The organism is Leptolyngbya sp. NIES-2104, from assembly GCF_001485215.1.
Taxonomy (GTDB): domain Bacteria; phylum Cyanobacteriota; class Cyanobacteriia; order Leptolyngbyales; family Leptolyngbyaceae; genus Leptolyngbya.
Genome location: NZ_BBWW01000001.1, coordinates 3884888 through 3904094 on the forward strand (window position 1 = coordinate 3884888; position 19207 = coordinate 3904094).

General features: G+C 47.2%; 16 protein-coding genes. 7 read left to right on the forward strand and 9 right to left on the reverse strand.

The window, feature by feature from the left end; all coding sequences use genetic code 11:
• Positions 1-19: 19 nt before the first annotated feature.
• Positions 20-823 (reverse strand): septum site-determining protein MinD, encoded by an 804-nt coding sequence (minD, locus tag NIES2104_RS18445; RefSeq protein WP_058999736.1) that lies wholly within the window; start codon positions 821-823, stop codon positions 20-22.
• A 472-nt stretch (positions 824-1295) separates the two neighbouring features.
• A complete protein-coding gene (gene minC / locus NIES2104_RS18450) occupies positions 1296-2201 on the reverse strand; it encodes a septum site-determining protein MinC (RefSeq protein WP_225895261.1) in 906 nt (301 codons plus the stop codon).
• A 101-nt stretch (positions 2202-2302) separates the two neighbouring features.
• On the opposite strand from minC, the gene NIES2104_RS18455 reads away from it, so the two are divergent.
• On the forward strand, positions 2303-4702 hold the full coding sequence (locus NIES2104_RS18455) for a sucrose synthase (protein ID WP_058999737.1): 2400 nt from the start codon (positions 2303-2305) through the stop codon (positions 4700-4702).
• Between the two features lie 19 nt (positions 4703-4721).
• Here the strand turns inward: NIES2104_RS18455 and NIES2104_RS18460 are convergent, their stop codons facing one another.
• From NIES2104_RS18460 to NIES2104_RS18470, 3 genes are all read right to left on the reverse strand, one after another.
• Positions 4722-5486 carry a Uma2 family endonuclease gene (locus tag NIES2104_RS18460; RefSeq protein WP_058999738.1) on the reverse strand — a complete coding sequence of 255 codons (765 nt, stop codon included), beginning with the start codon at positions 5484-5486 and terminating at the stop codon, positions 4722-4724.
• Positions 5487-5580: 94 nt separating this feature from the next.
• A complete protein-coding gene (locus tag NIES2104_RS18465; RefSeq protein ID WP_156427103.1) occupies positions 5581-6699 on the reverse strand; it encodes a cistern family PEP-CTERM protein in 1119 nt (372 codons plus the stop codon).
• Positions 6700-7187: 488 nt separating this feature from the next.
• A complete protein-coding gene (locus NIES2104_RS18470; protein ID WP_058999740.1) occupies positions 7188-8129 on the reverse strand; it encodes a hypothetical protein in 942 nt (313 codons plus the stop codon).
• Positions 8130-8162: 33 nt separating this feature from the next.
• Here NIES2104_RS18470 and NIES2104_RS18475 point away from each other — a divergent pair, with 33 nt between their 5' ends.
• The 4 genes from NIES2104_RS18475 to NIES2104_RS18490 all read left to right on the forward strand — a co-directional run bounded on the left by NIES2104_RS18475 (position 8163) and on the right by NIES2104_RS18490 (position 11919).
• Positions 8163-8429, forward strand: a complete 267-nt coding sequence (locus NIES2104_RS18475; RefSeq protein ID WP_058999741.1) for a hypothetical protein — start codon at positions 8163-8165, stop codon at positions 8427-8429.
• 101 nt (positions 8430-8530) lie between these two features.
• Positions 8531-9082 carry a heme NO-binding domain-containing protein gene (locus tag NIES2104_RS18480; protein ID WP_058999742.1) on the forward strand — a complete coding sequence of 184 codons (552 nt, stop codon included), beginning with the start codon at positions 8531-8533 and terminating at the stop codon, positions 9080-9082.
• Positions 9083-9180: 98 nt separating this feature from the next.
• On the forward strand, positions 9181-10629 hold the full coding sequence (locus NIES2104_RS18485; protein WP_058999743.1) for a sensor histidine kinase: 1449 nt from the start codon (positions 9181-9183) through the stop codon (positions 10627-10629).
• A gap of 135 nt (positions 10630-10764) precedes the next feature.
• Positions 10765-11919 carry a murein hydrolase activator EnvC gene (locus NIES2104_RS18490; RefSeq protein WP_058999744.1) on the forward strand — a complete coding sequence of 385 codons (1155 nt, stop codon included), beginning with the start codon at positions 10765-10767 and terminating at the stop codon, positions 11917-11919.
• Positions 11920-12298: 379 nt separating this feature from the next.
• Here NIES2104_RS18490 and NIES2104_RS18495 read toward each other — a convergent pair whose 3' ends face one another.
• Both NIES2104_RS18495 and mnmG read right to left on the reverse strand, forming a co-directional pair.
• Positions 12299-12898 carry a CHRD domain-containing protein gene (locus tag NIES2104_RS18495; protein WP_058999745.1) on the reverse strand — a complete coding sequence of 200 codons (600 nt, stop codon included), beginning with the start codon at positions 12896-12898 and terminating at the stop codon, positions 12299-12301.
• 137 nt (positions 12899-13035) lie between these two features.
• Positions 13036-14934 (reverse strand): tRNA uridine-5-carboxymethylaminomethyl(34) synthesis enzyme MnmG, encoded by a 1899-nt coding sequence (gene mnmG, locus NIES2104_RS18500; protein ID WP_058999746.1) that lies wholly within the window; start codon positions 14932-14934, stop codon positions 13036-13038.
• 138 nt (positions 14935-15072) lie between these two features.
• Here mnmG and lexA point away from each other — a divergent pair, with 138 nt between their 5' ends.
• Both lexA and NIES2104_RS18510 read left to right on the forward strand, forming a co-directional pair.
• Positions 15073-15705 (forward strand): transcriptional repressor LexA, encoded by a 633-nt coding sequence (gene lexA, locus NIES2104_RS18505; protein ID WP_058999747.1) that lies wholly within the window; start codon positions 15073-15075, stop codon positions 15703-15705.
• Between the two features lie 69 nt (positions 15706-15774).
• Entirely contained in the window at positions 15775-16671 is an 897-nt protein-coding gene (locus NIES2104_RS18510) for a hypothetical protein (RefSeq protein ID WP_058999748.1), read from the forward strand.
• Positions 16672-16791: 120 nt separating this feature from the next.
• On the opposite strand, the gene NIES2104_RS18515 is transcribed toward NIES2104_RS18510, so the two are convergent.
• Together NIES2104_RS18515 and pds are read right to left on the reverse strand one after the other, a co-directional pair.
• A complete protein-coding gene (locus tag NIES2104_RS18515; protein WP_058999749.1) occupies positions 16792-17727 on the reverse strand; it encodes a phytoene synthase in 936 nt (311 codons plus the stop codon).
• A 32-nt stretch (positions 17728-17759) separates the two neighbouring features.
• Positions 17760-19178 (reverse strand): 15-cis-phytoene desaturase, encoded by a 1419-nt coding sequence (gene pds, locus NIES2104_RS18520; protein WP_058999750.1) that lies wholly within the window; start codon positions 19176-19178, stop codon positions 17760-17762.
• Between the last annotated feature and the right edge of the window lie 29 nt (positions 19179-19207).

Sequence of the window (19207 nt, forward strand, 5' to 3'; positions counted from 1 at the left end):
TGCAAACAGTGAAATGAATTTAATTCTTACCTGAAAATCGACCAAACAATCGAGCAAAGAACCCTTCTTTTGGCGGTTCTAAGTTCATTAAGGGTACCCGTTCTCCTTCCAAACGGCGCACAATGTTATCGAAAGCCGTTGCCGCCAGCGAGGGTGTTTCTGATAATACCAGCGGTTCGCCTTTATTCGTCGAAACAATCACTTTCTCATCGTCCGGAACTACTCCGAGCAGTTGAACCGCCAGGATTTCTTGCACATCTTCGACCGACATCATATCGTTCGCTTGCACCATATTCGGTCGAATCCGATTCACAATCAGATTAATCCGTTTAATGTTGTTCGCTTCGAGCAGTCCGATGACCCGATCGCCATCTCGAACCGCTGCAATTTCGGGGGTCGTGACGATGATTGCTTCTCGTGCGGCAGCGATCGCATTTTGAAAGCCCATCTCAATCCCTGCCGGACAATCGATCAAGATGTACTCATACACTCGTGACAAGGCATTTACCAATTGTCGCATTTGATCCGGAGTGACGGCTTCTTTAGTGCGATTTTGCGCCGCAGGAAGTAAGACCAAATTTTGGAATCGCTTATCTTTGACTAAAGCTTGTTCTAACCTGCATTGTCCGGCTAAAACTTCAACCGCGGTGTAGACCACGCGATTTTCTAGCCCTAATAATAAGTCTAAATTTCTCAATCCAAAGTCAGCATCAATCACAGCAACTTTACGCCGCCGTTTTGCCAGTGCCATACCGAGGTTTGCGGTCGTGGTGGTTTTGCCGACTCCACCTTTTCCCGAAGTGATAACGATGATACGCGCCATTAATAAAAATCCGCCTTGGAGATGAACGGAATATCCTAATTACAGGTTTTATAGGATATCAGAATTCGGAATTTGAAGCGTTCAGAATCTAGCACGATTTGGAAACGAGATAAAGAAAATTCTCTAAATTCCGGGGTCGATCGCCCACTAGCATAGCGCAGGCAACAATTCGCATTCGTTCTGAGCTACAAAGCTTTACGGCAGATATGAACGATCGTGACGAATTTCAAATTGAGGATAAGAGAGTCTTTTCGCTTCGATTGCCTGCCGCCCTGAAATGAATTTCGGGCTAATCGTGGAAAGTCTACTGAAGTAGACTCGGAGCCAACTTGAGATTCTTAGTCCTTTTCAAAGGACTTTCGTCGATTAGCCCGAAATTCCATTTCAGGGCGGGATATGGCAACGATCGACAACTTTTCAAACATCCTCTAAGACTCATTCCAGAGGGGTTCTTAATTCTGAAAAATACGATCTAATCCTCTCTCCGGATGACAAAATCTGCTGCTCTCGCGATCCGAATACTGCCTTGCGGTGACACATACGCCACTTCTGGAAAATATTGTGCAGGCGGCGTTTCTGGGGCACGCGCTACATAATCCGCAATCCGAATCTGGGTCGGCTCCAATTGCAGCGCCATAATCAAACATTTCGCATTGCCCTTACACCCCGCGTGTGCCACTCCCCGCAGCCGACCCCAAACGAGAATGTCGCCTTCTGCGATGATCGTACTTCCCGGATTCAGATCGCCCATTACAAGCACGGTTCCGTTGTGGCGAATTTCAGTGCCCGATCGTAAAGTCATCTGAATGTAGAGCGGCTCCTCCATTGCGGTTGCAGCTTCCTGCTTCACCACTAACGGATCAGCCGCTGTGATTTGCTCGACTGAATAGCCCGCTGTTGCCGCGACGACCGCAGTTTGGCGGCGACGAGTGTGGACGGATTTGAGTTGCAGTTGGACATCGGTAAGGGCTTCAGCGATCGCGCTAAGTTGCCGCGTGTCGAGTAAGCGATCGTCTGAGTTTAGATGCACGATCGTATTCGGTTGCCATTGCCGTTCGCGTCCGGCTAAAAGCTGTTTCAGTTGCTGCCAAAGTTCTCCCCATGCTAGTGCCACTTTAGAAGTTGCCTCCGATTCGGGCGGTAAGATCAGATGTAGGACTCCCTCTTTGGATTTGAGGCGGACTTGGAGATCCTCGATCGCAGTCTTCGGTACATCGGGTGTTTCGAGCGGGGGGAGATCGAGTAAGTTCGCTTCGATATCGGGGCTGGAGACGGGTTCCGGGGTGGTTGGAGTCGAATCGTTCGAAACGGACGAGACAGAAGTATCAGAAGTCATGCCTTCACTGGGGGCTGCAACGGATAGATCATATTCACTCATTGGGCGGTTTGCAACATTGTTTCGATCGACAGACGCGATCCCCAAGTTTTTTTCATTAGGGTGTGATGGCGATTTTCTGACCAATATTACGAGGAGCGGAGATGTCAGACCTAATTCAAGCAGTTCTAGATAGCGATGAAAAGTCCGATTTACGCAATTTTGCAAGTGTGTTGCGATCGGATGGTAAACAGTATTTTCTCAGAAATGAGATTTTGCAACTGTTTGAAGAGTTCGCGCAGCAATACAACAAACAAGATTCATTTCGATTGGAAAAACTAATTAGATATGTGCAAGAAATTATCGTCGAAGATCAAAGTTTATATTTAGTAATTCGTCCGACCATTGCGCGACAAGAGGCGTATCGTCTGTTGGAAGATTTGACGATCGAGCCGATTACGATTCAAGAATTGCTAGATATTCGCGATCGCTTTGTAAATCACTATCATCCTCAAGATGGTGATGTATTTGAAATTGATTTTGCGTCGTTTTATGATTACTCGCCTGTTCTGCGCGACCCGAAAAATATTGGAAAAGGCGTAGATTATTTGAATCGCTATTTGTCGAGCCGATTTTTTCAAGATTCAGGAAAAGGACAGGAAACACTGTTTCAATTTCTGCAATTGCATCAATATAATGGGGTGCAGCTATTAATTAATGGACGAATTCGATCACCGAAAGAATTGAGCGATCGCGTAAAACAAGCGCTGGGATTTTTAAGCGATCGAGATCCGAATGAATCTTTTGAATCATTTCGATTTGATCTGCAAAATCTTGGATTTGAACCGGGTTGGGGAAATACAACCGCACGAGTCAGAGAAACGCTAGAAATTTTAGATCAATTAATCGATTTGCCCGATCACCAAATTTTAGAAGCGTTTGTTTCTCGAATTCCGATGATTTTCCGAGTGGCAATTATTTCGCCGCATGGATGGTTTGGACAAGAGGGAGTGTTAGGCAGACCTGATACAGGCGGACAAATTGTTTACATTCTGGATCAGGTCAAAAGTTTAGAGAAACAATTGCAGGAAGACATTCGGCTGTCTGGATTAAATATAAGTCCGAAAGTCATTGTTTTAACGAGACTGATTCCAAATAGTGATGGAACGCTTTGCAATCAGAGACTTGAGAAAATTTATGGAACAACAGATGCCTGGATTTTACGAGTTCCATTCCGTGAATTTAATCTAAATTTGACTCAGAATTGGATTTCACGATTTGAAATTTGGTCCTATTTGGAGACATTCTCGATCGATGCCGAACACGAACTTCGAGCCGAGTTTCAAGGCAGACCTGATTTAATCATCGGAAATTACACAGACGGAAATCTCGTAGCATTTCTACTTTCAAGACGTTTGAAAGTTACATATTGCATTATTGCTCACGCTCTTGAAAAATCGAAATACCTATTTAGTAATCTTTACTGGCAAGAATCCGAAGAAAAATACCACTTCTCACTGCAATTTACAGCAGATTTGATCGCGATGAACGCTGCAAATTTCATTATCAGCAGCACCTATCAGGAAATTGTAGGAACGCCAGAAAGCGTTGGACAATATGAATCTTATAAGTCCTTCACGATGCCCAATTTATATCATGTTGTTAATGGAATCGAGTTGTTTAGCCCTAAATTTAATGTCGTTCCTCCGGGTGTAAATGAAGCGGTTTATTTCCCCTTTAATCAAACCGAAGAACGATTATTGAACGATCGACAACGCCTAGAAAATCTCTTATTCACCGATGAAGATCCAGATTCCATCTTCGGCACACTCGACGATCCAACGAAGCGCCCTTTGTTCTCGATGGCGAGGCTCGATCGTATTAAAAATCTCACCGGACTTGCAGAAGCGTACGGAAAAAGCGAAGCGCTTCAATCTCGCTGTAATTTAATCTTGGTGGCTGGAAAGATTCGAGTTGACGATTCCGATGACTATGAGGAGATTAGTGAGATTGAGAAACTCTACGAAATTATCGATCGATACAATCTCAAAGGCAAAATTCGCTGGCTTGGTGTGCGACTGCCAAAAGGCGACACCGGAGAAGTCTATCGAGTGATCGCCGATCGACAAGGCATTTTCGTGCAGCCTGCCTTGTTTGAAGCGTTTGGATTGACCATTCTCGAGTCGATGCTCACCGGACTGCCAACCTTTGCGACTCGATTCGGAGGTCCACTCGAAATCATCCAAGATAAAGTCAACGGTTTCTACATCAATCCAACCGATCACGAAGAAGTTGCAGACGTGATTCTGAAATTTTTGGAGCAATGCGATCGCGATCCGAACTATTGGAATGAAATTTCTCGCAAAGGTATCGATCGTGTCTACAGCACTTACACCTGGAAGATTCACACAACTCGACTGTTGTCGCTGGCAAAAATCTACGGTTTCTGGAACTACACTTCTCAGGAGAATCGCGAGGATTTATTGAGATACGTCGAATCGTTGTTCTATCTCCTATACAAACCGAGAGCGCAACAACTATTACAGGAACAAATGCAGCGATAAGCGAAAGCGCGATCGCATCTCAAGATCCGGGCAACTGATTCGGATCGAAACCTTGCGATCGCAAAAATGCTTCTAGCTGTTCTCGACGTTCCCGTTCTTGCTCTGCCCGTTCCCGTTCTTGCTCTGCCCGTTCATCTGGGGACAGCAGCAAATTGCCCTCACTATCCCACCAGCGCAACCAGGGGGAAGTCATATTGCCATATCGCCCTTCCCAGATGCCCAACTCCACGCCCAGTGGAGCGATCAAGTAATGTCCCCGCTCATTCGGTTGGCATCTCTGGTAGCGATTCGCAATCAGTTCGTACACTTCTACAGAAGCCCGCTGCACTTCATAAATGGCATAAAACGGAATGTGGATCGCTTGCTCATACACCCAAAACTTTCCAGCCTTAGCGGACTCGCTGCTAAACGGAGACGTATAATCTCGTTCCTCTGTCCCATCACCAGAGACAAATTCGATCGCAATCAACGGCGCAATAATTTCTTTCCACATCACATAAGACCGTCGCCACTGCCCATTGATTAGGGGCGGCACATTTGGCACATAAAACCAGTCAGGGGCTTCGGCTCCTCGCTCTGGTGGGTCAGTCAGTTGCCAGTAAATCCCGCAATCTTGCCCGATCGCAAACTGTCCATCGGGGTGCAGCGCTTCTAGAATCGGTTGAATCGATGTAGTGAGCAAAATGCTCTGAGGATGTTCCTGGAAGTTTTTCACGAACGTACCATCGGACTCTGGCAATTGGGTGTGATCCGGTAAGCTAAGGGCGGGTTTGGCGATCGTCATAGCGAATATTTCCCAGAGCGAAAAGCGATCGATCCTATTCTATCTGCATCGATCAAACATTAAAAAAGAGGGATTGCTCCCTCTTAGCTTTGATTTAGATTTCCGATTCGAGTTCTTGTTTTTTGCGGTACTTCAGTGCGACCGCGCCGACTAAGGTTAATGCAGCGATCGTGCTGGGTTCCGGTACTTTTTTGGGCTTCGGTGGTGTGATGACTTTGGGGGGCGGAGTGGGTTCACTCGGCGGTGTGGGCGGTGTTGGATCGGTAGGTTTCGTTCCATCGATCGGGGTCTCGAACAGAGGCGGATTCGTGACCGGAGGATTGGGGTTAACTGGCGGATTGGTGACGGGGGGATTGGGGTTAACCGGAGGTTCGACGATCGGAGGATTGGGGTTAACCGGAGGATTCGTGACTGGAGGATTGGTGCTAGGCGGATTCACGACAACAGAGGTACTGCGACCTGTACCGCTTGCACCATTGAGACCAAGAGAAGCGCTGTCGATACTTTGATAGCGAACACCAAAATTGCTGAGGCTCAGAGTGTTGATGTTGCCTGCGAGTGCCAGCGTGAAGCTGAAAGTTCCAGCGTCAAAGGTTCCAGGCAGTGAGGCGTTATTGTTCACTCCTCCATTGGTTCCACCTTGGCAGGTGTTTCCAATATTGAAGCAGACACCGATATCCCCGAACTGATTCGGGAAGGAGCCGCCTAAATGCGCTTTGTTGTAGACTCCGCTTGTTGTAGGTGTGGTTGCGCTGAGAAGTGTTCCGCTGGTGTTGAAGCCAAATCCCGAAACCCGCGAGAGAATGTCCCCGCTAGAAGTGTTGTCGATCAGGGCATCGAAAGCCGCGATCGTATTTCCGTTCTGTGTGGTGAAGCCTTTGAAGGTCAGATCAACGAATGAGGTCAATCCGCTGACTGTTTTCGTGTCAACATTTCCGTCAAAGTTGATTCGGAAGATTTTTCCTAAGTCTGCAAGTCCAACCGTGAAAGAACTGGTTTCAGGGGAGGCTGTCTGAGTTGGGGTGACAACGGTCTGAGTTTGGGTCTGAGTTTGGGTCTGAGTTTGGGTCTGAGTCTGCTCTTTGTTTTGGGAAGCCGAGTTGCCATTCCCATTGTTTGCTTTCGCGAATGCTGGATTTGAGGCAAACAGTAAGCTTAAACTTGCGATCCCAGAACAAAGCATTAAAAGCGTAGGCGACAAGTTTTTGGACATCTGAGTAAATTGAGACTACATGTATAAGTTATTACATTAGTCTATTGAAGATTCATGATGATTTCGCTGACTTATAGCATTCTTCATATGAATCTGGCATTTCAGTAATAATACGGTAAACTTTGCCTCAATCTAAGCCTGTTTCTGCTGAAAGAAAAGCTGAATTGCGTATCTTACTCAAGCTTTACCTCAAAATTTAATGAGCCGTTGAAGTAATCTCAGTAAAATCGCGGTCTCAAAAAATGCTTCTACGGACAAAATAAGTCAACGAACCTACGCTTGAGTGTTCTGCATTTTTACCGAGATCAATTGGAAGGAGAATAGTGGCTCCTGTTCTCAAGAATGTGAGATCGTTGTCTTTGCTCAAAAAGCTGCTGATTGAGTTGTGCTGTAATCTGCTGACAGCAAAATCCGTGTTCAGAAACTCAATAAGCGTACTTCGAGCTTCTGAACACGGATGTCATGGTTTTGATTGCTCTGTTACCTGATTAAAAAAGGTCAACCAAACGACAGCCCTTCGTATAGAGTGGAACGGGAGCAGAACCCTGACGTTTCGCCGTTGCTTCCGCCATCGTTTCATCAAACACAATCATGAGATCGCGACCCACCTTGAGCCATTCTTCATAAGGAATGCAGTTGTCTTCCTCAATGCCAGACTCCATCGCTCCAGATGGAATCATCGATCGGTACGCTTCATTGAACTTTCTGCGGAACCGAAAATCGATCGAGATTCGTACACCCTCAGAAACTCGTCGCACCATTTGATGCAGTCCGCGTGCATCATTGAAGTACATTTTGCCGTGCTGAAGCTGAGCATCCGAATAAGCAATCACTTTGGGAATATCACGCCCTTCATCGAAATCAGACATTACCCGCATTGCTCCGAGTTCCATCTCACGCGGCATTTCACCCGCTTCGATCGTAATGTTGTCGATATCTCCAAACACAGGCAAAACCACTACAATCGCATCAGAATGAACCCCCGCCCAACCATCACTATGCAACTTCGTGCTGGTAAAGGGTAGCTTCAGATTTGCAGGATTCATCTGTCCGTAAACCATGCGAACATTCACAGGTAAATCGACCGCATCAATCAAATCATTCCCGCCTAATTGAGAAAACGCATCTGCAACACTTTTCTGCCCCAAATTAAACGCCAATGCCTGTCCGCGCTTTGGCATCAAAAGTCCTGTTCCTGTGTGATTGACTAACTTGCCCCTGACTGCCATCAAGCGCTCAATCAGTTCAACTTCAGAAACAATCAACGGACAATCAAGACACGCAGATACATAACCAGCAACAGCCCGCTGGACTTGCTCGAACAACTCTGGCTTCAGCTTGTGTTCAAACAGCAAGCGATATGGATGTGCAGTTACCATTTGCTCAGCGAGTTCATTGAACAATCGGTCTCCCATTTCAGAGAATGTCATCGCTTGTTCAACTGCGAACTAGAAATCGTGAACATGCTATACAGCCAGCTCTACACAGGAATTGCGGGTGCAGGAAAATTCTTGTCTGACGATCTGCTGTTCTTTGATGTTCATATCAGCGTCGATGACAGTCACGCAGCGAACCTGGCAGCTTTATTAAAACCTCGAATCATCAATGATGAGATTGCTGGTGAGGTCAATCGTGCAGTGCTTGAGGCAATGGATGCTCGTCGCAATTTCTTTGATGGAGTTCAGCGGCAAATTGCAGAGGCTCCTCAGTCGCGAGTTCTGGTCGCTTAGTTCCTCGATCGTACGTTGCCAAGTTGCGTTTTCTCAGAGGTGTTGCTGCTGCATCTCTGAGGGCATCCTATTATCAACGCTTTAAGAGATGGAGGTGGAGAATGTACGGTCTTGTCAATAAAGCAATTCAGGATATGGTTTGTTCGCAGTGCGGGGAAGAGATTTGGACGCAGATTAAAACGAAGGCTGAAGTGCAGGACGAGGTTTTCGTGAGTATGGAAGCTTATCCTGATGATCTCACGCATCGATTGGTGAAGGCTGCAAGTCATGTTTTAGGTTTATCAAGTGCTGAGATCATGCAGGCATTTGGAGAGTTTTGGGTCAAGTATACGGCTGAAGAAGGGTATGGTGAATTGCTAGAAATGAGCGGTGATACGCTGCCCGAATTCTTGGAAAACTTGGACAATCTTCATGCACGGGTTGGCGTAACCTTTCCCAAGTTACAACCTCCCTCGTTTGAGTGTACGGATACAGAGGAGAGGTCGTTGCAGTTGCACTATCGTTCTGAGCGGGAGGGACTTGCACCGATGGTTGCAGGCTTGGTGAAGGGACTAGGCGATCGGTTTAACACTGAAGTGGATGTGGTACAGACGGAAAGTCGGGAGATCGGTGCAGACCACGATGTGTTTGTTGTGAAATACAAAGAGAACTGAGAGGAGACAGTCGCTCGGTATAGCATTTGACGCTCAATGAAGTTACCGAGCGACTGTTTCGAGGCATTTAAACTTTTTCTTCAACGCGCTCCGAAGCTATGAACGCTCTAAATTTGACGTTTACGCCCGAATTATTCTCGAAATTTTTTCCGTTCCATCTCGTTTTCAATGATCAGCAAGAAATCATTCAAGCTGGAGAAGTGATTCAGAGGGTTAATCCAGTAGAATTGCTGAACAGTGACTTTGACCAGCACTTTTGTATTAATCGCCCAAAGATTTCTTTTGAAATTGGTGCGATTAGGAAGCACGAAAAATCTCTATTTCTACTGGAATCGCTTCATACTGGAATGCAGCTTAAAGGGCAGATGATCTGCTTGAATGATCCAGCAGTCGTCTTGTTCATTGGTTCACCTTGGGTCACAGAAACGAAAAGCCTAGAACCGTTCGGGCTGAAGCTCAAAGATTTTGCAATTCATGATCCGGTTGTTGATTTTCTATTTTTGCTACAGTCACAGAACGCAGCTCTAGCAGATACCAAGAAGTTAGCAGATGAGCTTCGCAATCAGCGGGTTCAGCTACAATCGGCGCTGCAAATTAAAGAAAATTTGGCGACGCTCGCTGAAGCGCAAGCTCGAAAATTAGAGCAGACTTTGATTGATCTTCAGAAAGCTCAAGCGCAGTTAGTTCAAACCGAAAAGATGTCTAGCTTGGGGCAGCTTGTTGCAGGAGTTGCTCACGAGATTAATAACCCAGTTAGCTTCATTTTTGGAAATTTACAATACGCGGAAGACTACATTGAAGATCTCGTTCACCTGATTCAGCTTTATCAGAGGTATTATTCAGAGCCTTACCCGCTAGAGTTGCAGCAGCATTTGGAAAGAAGCGATTTAGACTTTGCTTTGCAAGACTTACCAAAGCTTCTGCATTCGATGCGGGTTGGTTGTGATCGCATTCGGAACATCGTGCTTTCTCTCCGCACGTTCTCCCGTTTGGATGAGGCAGAAGTGAAACCGTTCAATATTCATGATGGCATTGACAGTACGTTGATGATTTTACAAAGTCGCCTGAAAGCAGATTCGCATCGTCCAGCGATCGAGGTAATCAAGCATTATGGAGATTTACCTCTGGTTGAGTGCAACGGTGGACAACTGAATCAGGTGTTTATGAATCTGATCAGTAATGCGATCGATGCTTTGGAGGAGCAAGATCCAGAGCGCTGGCAAACTTGCCCAGGTCGCATTTCGATTACAACAACGGCGGCAGGTGAGCATGTGTTGATTTGCATTGCTGATAATGGGACTGGAATGACCGAAGAGGTGAAATCACGGCTTTTCGACCCATTTTTCACCACGAAGCCGATCGGCAGGGGAACAGGATTGGGGCTATCGATTAGTTATCAAATCGTTACGGACAAACATGCAGGTGAATTTTGGTGTGAGTCGGAGTGCGGAAAAGGTGCAGCATTTTGGATCAAGTTGCCACTCACGTTTGAGCCAGTGAACACCCAAGCGACTGCTGTACAGGAGATTTTATTAGCGAGTGTGTAGCGTTTTGAGTATTGATGCGGTTTTGGTACAGGGATATTTCTGCACGATTTAGAGATTGCCCGTAATTTCAGCATGGTCGATCGATGAGTTCTCGACATAATGGTTCCTGTTTTGACAGTGCTGTGAGTCAAGAATATGAGTGCGATCGTTCAATCGTTGTCTTCGCTCAAAAAGCTGCTAATTGGATTATGCTGCGTTGTTTTGCTGTGTTTGCCTGTTGCGGCGCAGGAGATTGATCAACTCAAACAGCAACAGCAACAATTAGACCAACAGCGATCGCAGATCCAAAAAGAACGCGAGAAAGTTCAACGCCAAGAGCGATCAGCACAAAAAGACCTCAACGGCATTCGTCGGAACATTCAAGCGACCACAACACAGATTCAAACGACTGAAGCAAAACTAAGTAATGCGAATCGAGTGCTGAAAAAGCTAGAAGCTCAACTCGGAGAAGCAGAGAAAAGCTATCAGCAACGACAATCTGCAACTGTTTCCCGCCTGCGATTTTTGCAACGTCAGCAAAGTAGTAGTGGTTGGGCGGTTCTATTGCAGAGTGAGAACTTGAATGATTTTCTTGATCGTAGATTTCGCCTAAAGCAGATCTACAAGAACGATCGGCGCAATCTAGCAGAACTAAAAACTGAAGCGGAAACGGTCGATCGCCAACGTCAACAAGTCGAGCAGCAAAAAATTAATACGACTTTGTTGGCTCAACAATTGATGGGACAGAAAGCCCAATTCGAGCAGCAGGCAGAATCGCAGAAAGAAATTGTCGATCGACTCAGAACGAATCGTCGTGCGCTCGAAGCCGCAGAAGCACAACTTGAAAAGGATTCAAAGAGCATCGGTGAACTGATTCAAAGACGCATCGCTGAAGAACGCGCCAAAAACGGCATTGTGATTCTAGGAACTGGACAGTTTAACTTACCGAGTGATGGACCCATTACCAGCGGTTTTGGCTATCGAACTCATCCGATTCTGGGCTATCAGCGCTTTCATGCTGGAGTCGATTTTGGAGCGGATTATGGTGCGCCGATCTTGGCTGCCGATCGCGGAACGGTGATTTTTGCTGGATGGTACGGCGGCTATGGAAATACGGTCATTCTCGATCATGGAAATGGCATTACGACGATGTACGCTCACGCTCAGGAATTGTCTGTTTCCGAAGGGGAAACCGTCGAACGTGGGAAAGCGATCGCGGCTACAGGTTCAACCGGATTATCGACCGGACCACACTTACACTTTGAAGTTCGAGAAAACGGCGAACCTGTCGATCCGATGAACTATCTCTAAATTGACATCAGTTCGATGAATTCCTTCGATCCGTTGTTCACTCGCACGGAATGAAATTCGGGGCGAGATCGAATCGAAGCGGGAAGATTCATCGAACTGACTTAGAAACGGGATATCGCGATCGCTCAACCTCAGAGGGTGTTTGAAAAGTATAAAAAGTCTCTTCGCTTCGATTGCCGCCCGCCCTGAAATGGAATTTCGGGCTAATGGTGGAAAGTCTACTGAAGTAGACTCAGAGCCAGCTTCAGGTTCTTAGTCCATTTCAATGGACTTGCGTCGATTAGCCCGAAATTCATTTCAGGGCGGGCTGTGGCAACGAACGACAACTTTTCAAATATTCTCTCAGACGAATCCGCGTACCCTCGTTTATTGCAGCAGTTTAGAACGGTTTGAAGATGCCGCGTAATTCACCTGTACGATTCTGCCGGGTGTGAATATCAACGTACAAATTACCGCTTGTTAATGCTGCTACCTGCTCACTTGTCAGCGTATATTCTCCCGCCAATCGACCGCGAAGCCCGTTTTCGCTTGGGCTAACCTGCAACGCATACTGAAATGGACCATTGGCAGTCGGTTCACCCCGGTGAATGTGTACGCCTGATGTAATGTTGGGATTTGGTGGGCTGGCGGGGTCAGTGGTATAGTCCCGCAACGGACTGGACAGATTACTAAAATCGCCGCGTACCACTAAGCGATCGCCAATTAAAACTGCACCTGCCGCCCCAAATGCACTACTTGTCGTAGCGGTCGGCACAACTTCATCTTTAGTCAGCACTGCTACATAGCGCGTGATCGGGCTGCTCTCTGCTCCTTGAGCCATCAAGACCGTTTCAGCTTCCTGTAACATCGCTTGCGAAGTTCTTAATGTCACCGTCTCTTGACTATGAACTGGCTGAGAGAAAACAGAAATGCTGACGAGCGTTAGACAAGCGATCGCGCCCAGTAACCCGTACTGGAGCCATTTTTTGAGTGTGTTCATGATAACTGTTGTAGACAATAAACCAGCCCGACGAATTAATATTGCTGTATCAATTGATCTGGCTTATCCGATAGTACGGACTCAGTTTAGAGTTAGATTCACTTGATTGCAAGAATTTTCTGCAACAGTAGTGCTTGCTACACAGTTTCTGCCACTCGCCGCGCCTGAATCTCTAGATAAATTAACAGCGCATTGATATCTGCCGGGTTAACTCCACCAATTCGACTGGCTTGCCCGATCGTTAAAGGACGAACTTTTGATAGTTTTTCTCGCGCCTCTTTCGAGAGCGTTTCGATCTGGTCATAGTTCAAGGTTTCGGGCAGCTTGCGATTCTCTTGCTTGCTGATTTGATCAATCTGATGCTGTTGGCGCTGAATGTAACCTGAGTATTTGATATCGATCTCAGCCCCTTCTTTTTCAGCTTGATTCAGGCTCGGATTGCCTAAGTTATACTGCTCTAGATCAACATAGTGAAATCCGGAACGGCGCAGCAATTCAGCAAGCGTGATTGAACCTTTGATCGCTTGTTGAGTAGATTCGGTAATCGCTTTTCCGACTGGATCGTGTTCCTTTACCCGCGTTTCATGCAGTCGTTCTTTTTCTGCTGCGATGTTCTCTTGTTTCTGAGTGAACAGTGTCCAGCGTCGATCGTCAATTAATCCAATCTCACGTCCTAGCGGGGTTAAACGCTGATCGGCGTTGTCCGATCGCAGAATTAAGCGATATTCCGATCGAGAAGTCAACATCCGATAGGGTTCGCGCAAATCCTTAGTACAGAGATCATCAATCAAGGTACCAATGTAGCTTTGTTCACGTGAGAAAATGACCATTTCCTTGCCCTGACACAATCTTGCTGCATTGATCCCTGCAACTAATCCTTGGGCGGCAGCTTCTTCGTATCCGGTTGTTCCGTTGACTTGACCTGCACAGAACAATCCACTGATTTTTTTAGTCATCAAAGTTGGATAGCACTGTGTTGCCGGGAGATAGTCATATTCGACCGCATAAGCAGGACGGAGCATCGCGCAATTTTCTAGACCGGGAAGCGATCGCAACATTTGCAGTTGAACTTTTTCCGGTAATCCCGTTGAAAATCCTTGGATGTAGAGTTCTGGAATGTCGCGCCCTTCCGGTTCGATAAAGATCTGATGGCTTTCTTTATCCGCAAATCGCACAATCTTATCTTCGATGCTCGGACAGTATCGCGGTCCTTTCGCATCAACCCAACCGCCGTATACAGGCGATAGATGCAAATTTTCGCGAATGATCCGATGTGTCTCTGCTGTCGTGCGAGTCAGATGACAATCCATTGTTTCCCGATCGACCCAAACTTCTGGATCAAAGCTAAACCAGCGGGTTTCTGAATCGCTGGGCTGACGTTCCAAAACGTCGAAGTTTACAGAACGTCGATCGACTCGTGCGGGAGTCCCAGTCTTTAATCGTCCGGTTTCAAATCCGAATCGATTCAGCGTATCCGTTAAGCCGATCGCAGCAAATTCTCCCGCACGACCCGCATCCATCGACTTATTCCCGACCCAAATCTTCCCACCGAGAAACGTTCCGGTGGTCAGCACCACCGCTTTGCACTCAAACGCAACACCGAAGTAAGTTTCAACCCCGATCACTTCATCATTCGAGTTCAAAACCAGATCCGTTGCCATGCCTTCCCGGATCGTCAAATTTTCTTGATTCTCAACGATGTTTTTCATGATCGCTGCATATTCGCGCTTATCGGTTTGTGCTCGGAGCGCCCACACCGCAGGACCTCGCGACGAATTGAGAATTCGCTTTTGCAGATAAGTCCGATCTGCCATTTTGCCAATCTCGCCGCCCAATGCGTCTGCTTCATGCACCAATTGAGATTTTGCCGGACCGCCAACTGCCGGATTGCAAGGTTGCCAAGCGATTTTGTCGAGATTTAACGTCAGGAGTAACGTCCGACAGCCTAAACGTGCAGTCGCAAGCGCCGCCTCACATCCTGCGTGTCCGGCTCCGACCACAATCACATCATACGAATCAAGAAACTCTGCGCTCATATCTATCTCGGCGGTTCGGTGCAATCTCCATTCTAAGGGTGAAGTTGGAACTCAGGCAGGATACCGGGAATGTTAGAGAAATCTAGAATTATCCATAAAGATCAGATATTCTAATAAGTACACTTGTTCTAAATCGTCATGGCTGACCTCTCTCCTCCCAAACAAAAACTATTAGACTGGCTGGAAGATTACATCGATCGACATCATTCTGTGCCGTCTTACGGTGAGATGGCAGCGGCACTAGGCTACAAGTCGAAAGATACAATCCGCTTTCATTTAACCGATCTCAGAAATGCGGGGTATGTTGCCTGGAAAGAGGGTTCGGTAAAGTCGCTCGTGATTTGTAAACCTCGATCGAAAAACATCCCGATTCTTGGCGTAATCGCAGCGGGTGGACTCGTTGAAACCTTTTCTGATTCTGATGTTGATGAGTATGTTGATATCTCAACGTTGCCGCATTTTGCTGGGAAACGACGGCAGCAAATCAGTCAGTATTTTGCGCTGCGGGTTCGGGGAGATAGCATGATCGGAGCCGCGATCGCAGATGGTGATGTCGTGATTTTGAGAAAAGAATCGGAACCGAAAACGATTAGAAACGGCGAAATTGTTGCAGCCCGATTTGAGACGCAAACGACTTTGAAGCATTTATTTTGGAGCGGCGATCAGATTATCTTGCAGCCTGCAAATCCGAGCTATCCAGTAATCGAAAAACAGGCGGAAGAAGTCGCGATCGAAGGTGTGTTTGTCGGCTTGGTGCGTGGATTAGTTTAGTTCTCAAGGTAGAGATTTCCCAGAATCGAAACTGAAACAATGGAGCAGTATTCCGCTTTAGGTTGTTCTATGACTTTCAGTTTCTTTGACTTAATTTGGGTATTTTTCATTTTTTCGTCCCTACAACCTTTATGGCAACGTCGCCAAACCGAGACTCGACGGTATAACACACTCAAAACTATCGAACGCAAGCGAAATAGTCGCGTAATTTTGCTCGTTCACCGTCAAGAATCGATTAGCTTGTTAGGGATTCCATTGTCTCGCTACATTACGATCGAAGATTCTGAACAAATCCTTCGCGCCATTCGATTAACTCCGCCTGATGTACCGATCGATTTAATTCTGCACACTCCAGGTGGATTGGTACTTGCAACCGAACAAATCGCCCGCGCTCTGATTCGTCACCCTGCAAAAGTCACCGTTTACGTGCCGCACTACGCGATGAGCGGTGGAACGATGTTAGCGTTGGCAGCCGATGAAATCGTCATGGATGCAAATGCGGTGTTGGGTCCGGTTGATCCGCAATTGGGTAACTTTCCGGCAGCAAGTGTGCTGAAAGTTGTGGAAGATAAGCCGATCGGGGATATCGACGATCAAACGTTGATTATGGCGGATTTGTCGCGTAAAGCGATCGCGCAAGTGCAGCGATTTGTCCGAACCTTGTTAAAAGATGCTGTTCCACAACCGAAGATTGATCCAGACAAGATCGAAAACGTGATCGATGCGTTGACGACTGGAAAGGTGACGCACGATTATCCGATCACGGTTGAGGAAGCCTCGGAGCTAGGATTGCCGATTACGGTGGGACTCGATCGAGAGATTTACGATCTGATGGAATTGTATCCACAGCCCCAAGGCGGTCGTCCATCGGTGCAATACATTCCATTACCGTATGAACGCCGTCCGACGTTGCCAGAACCGAAAGGTAGACCGTTGCCAGAAGGGGCGCGGGCACGAATGGATTGATTGGTCATTCGGGCGGTTATATAGATTGATCGTTTATCCCCGATCGATCCGTAGAGACGCGATTAATCGCGTCTCTACCCGGATTTTTGCGATCGCCCAATTCCTCCAAACAACCCGAATTTACAACACCTTCGCCCGCAACCAGGAAATCGGCAACAACGACATTTTCCGCATTCCCGGCACATATGCCCGCCGACTGAAATTGTCGTAGTTGTTATTCTCGATCGCGTTTAAAATTCGGCTATACAGCATTAATGCCGACCAAACGGGCCAACGTGCATCCTCATTAAGCGATCGAATTCCCCGTTCTGCCTGGTTATAAAACTGCCGCGCTCGATCGATTTGAAATTTCATCAATGCTTTCCATCGATCGTCATTTACGCCTTTGAACAAATCGTCTTCGGTATATCCAAATCGCTCCAGATCTTCCAAGGGCAAATAAATCCGACCTCGACGCGCATCTTCACCGATATCGCGCAGAATGTTCGTTAACTGCTTCGCCACACCGAGCGCGATCGCATCATCGAGTGGTGAATAGCCCGACTCAGGACGATACCACGGCACACTCGTATCAGGTTCCGCCAATCCCATCACATTCGTAGACATCAGCCCCACCGTACTCGCCACCCGATAGCAGTACAAATAAAGCTCATCAAAAGTCTCATAACGGCTGCGATAGAGATCCATGCGTTGACCTGCGATCATGTCGCGGAACGGCTGAATCTCGATCGGGAATCGTTCCACCGCATCCACCAGTGCCACATCGAAATCATCTTCGGGATAGCCCGCGAAGATTTTTTCTAAGCGGGTTTCCCACTGATCTAGCGTGTCATCGGTTGCGTTTTTGCCATTTAAGCCATCGACTAATTCATCAGTACGACGACACCAGACATAAATTGCCCAAATCGCCCGTCGTTTTTCGGTCGGAAATAACAGCGTCGCCAAGTAGAAAGACTTCGTAAAGTGTTCCATCAATTGGCGGCACTGTTCGTAAGCCTCATCGACAGAAGCCAGCGATCGTACAAAGGAAGAGGGTTGTTCGGGCAATTGCAGCATTCGGATATGCAGATGGAAAGGTTGACAAAGCGCTAATTGCTACTGGTGACTAAGGGTTTTGCCTTGGTCGCGGTAGAGACAGGCGCGTTCGTAATTGCCTGCGCTGTCAGCTTACCAGAAAGGACGGCACCTTCCATACTCCCCAGATACTGTTGCATCGTGTAACTGCCCGAAAGATAGAAGTTGTCGATCGGGGTCGCTTGATCGGGTCGATATGCCTGTCGTCCGGGTGACGAGGTGTAAACCGATCGAGGCGTTTTCACGACTTTGTATTTCCGCAGTTTGGCAGGATTTTCGCCCGTCAAATGCTGCGGGAATAACCGCTCTAAGTCCTTCATCGTGGCTGCGATAATTTCCTCTTCGGATTTGTCGATCCAATCTTTTGCCGGAGCTAGAACGAGTTCTAACATCGACTGATTTGGATCTTCATACGCTTTGCAGGTGACGCTCATATCGGCATACACGCTGAGCAAGTCCGATCGGGAAAACAGAAGCTGATCGATGTCCGTCAGTTTGCGATCGAACCACAGATGCAGGTTAATCACCGGAACGCCTTCTAAGCCTTCGAGCTTTTGGAAGAAGGGCATTTCTTTCCACGGTTGCGGCATCAGGACTTTCATCACATCGACCGACATGGCGGAAACATAGCGATCTGCCGTGATCAATTCATCCGGTGCGCCATCTAATCCGCGAATGAGAAACCCTTTGACGGTATTGTCATCGTTTAGCAATATTTGCTTGAGCGGTTTTTTCAGTTGGACTTCGCCACCGTTTGCCACGATGTGATCCACGATCGGCTGGCAGAGTCTTTCTGTCGGTGAACCGTCGAGAAAAGCGATCTTCGAGCCGTAGCGTTCTTGTAAAAATTTATTGAGCGCGGTCAGAATGATCGTTGCGGAAACTTCGTCAGGATTGATAAAAGTCAGGGCTTTCGAGGCTGCGATAAAAATATCAGAGCTAACCCGTTCGCCAATTCCTTGACGACGCAGCCATTCGAGCAGGCTGTACTTGTCCATGTCCTCGACGTATTTCTGACCCCTGAGCACACCGGGCCAAAGTCCGATCGCAAATCGGATCTTTTGCTCCCAGGTCAACATATCGTTATTATTCAGAATCGACATGATGACATTGAACGGAGCCGGGATGTCAGGCACTTTGAAGTAAGAATAAGTCTCCGGCTTCTCCGGCTGGTTAAAAATCAGCGCGTGTTCTTTCCACTGAAGTCGATCGAGGATATCTAACTCGCCCATTAGTTGCAGCATATTCGGATAGGCTCCGAAAAACGCATGAAGTCCGGTTTCATACCAATCGCCGTCTTCATCTTTCCACGCTGCCACCAGTCCACCCAAAACATCGCGACTTTCCAGCACGATCGGCGTGTGTCCAGCATCGACTAAATATTTCGCACAGGATAACCCTGCTAAGCCGCCTCCGGCGATCGCTACTCGCATTCGTTCGTTCACCTAGTGATCGACAATTC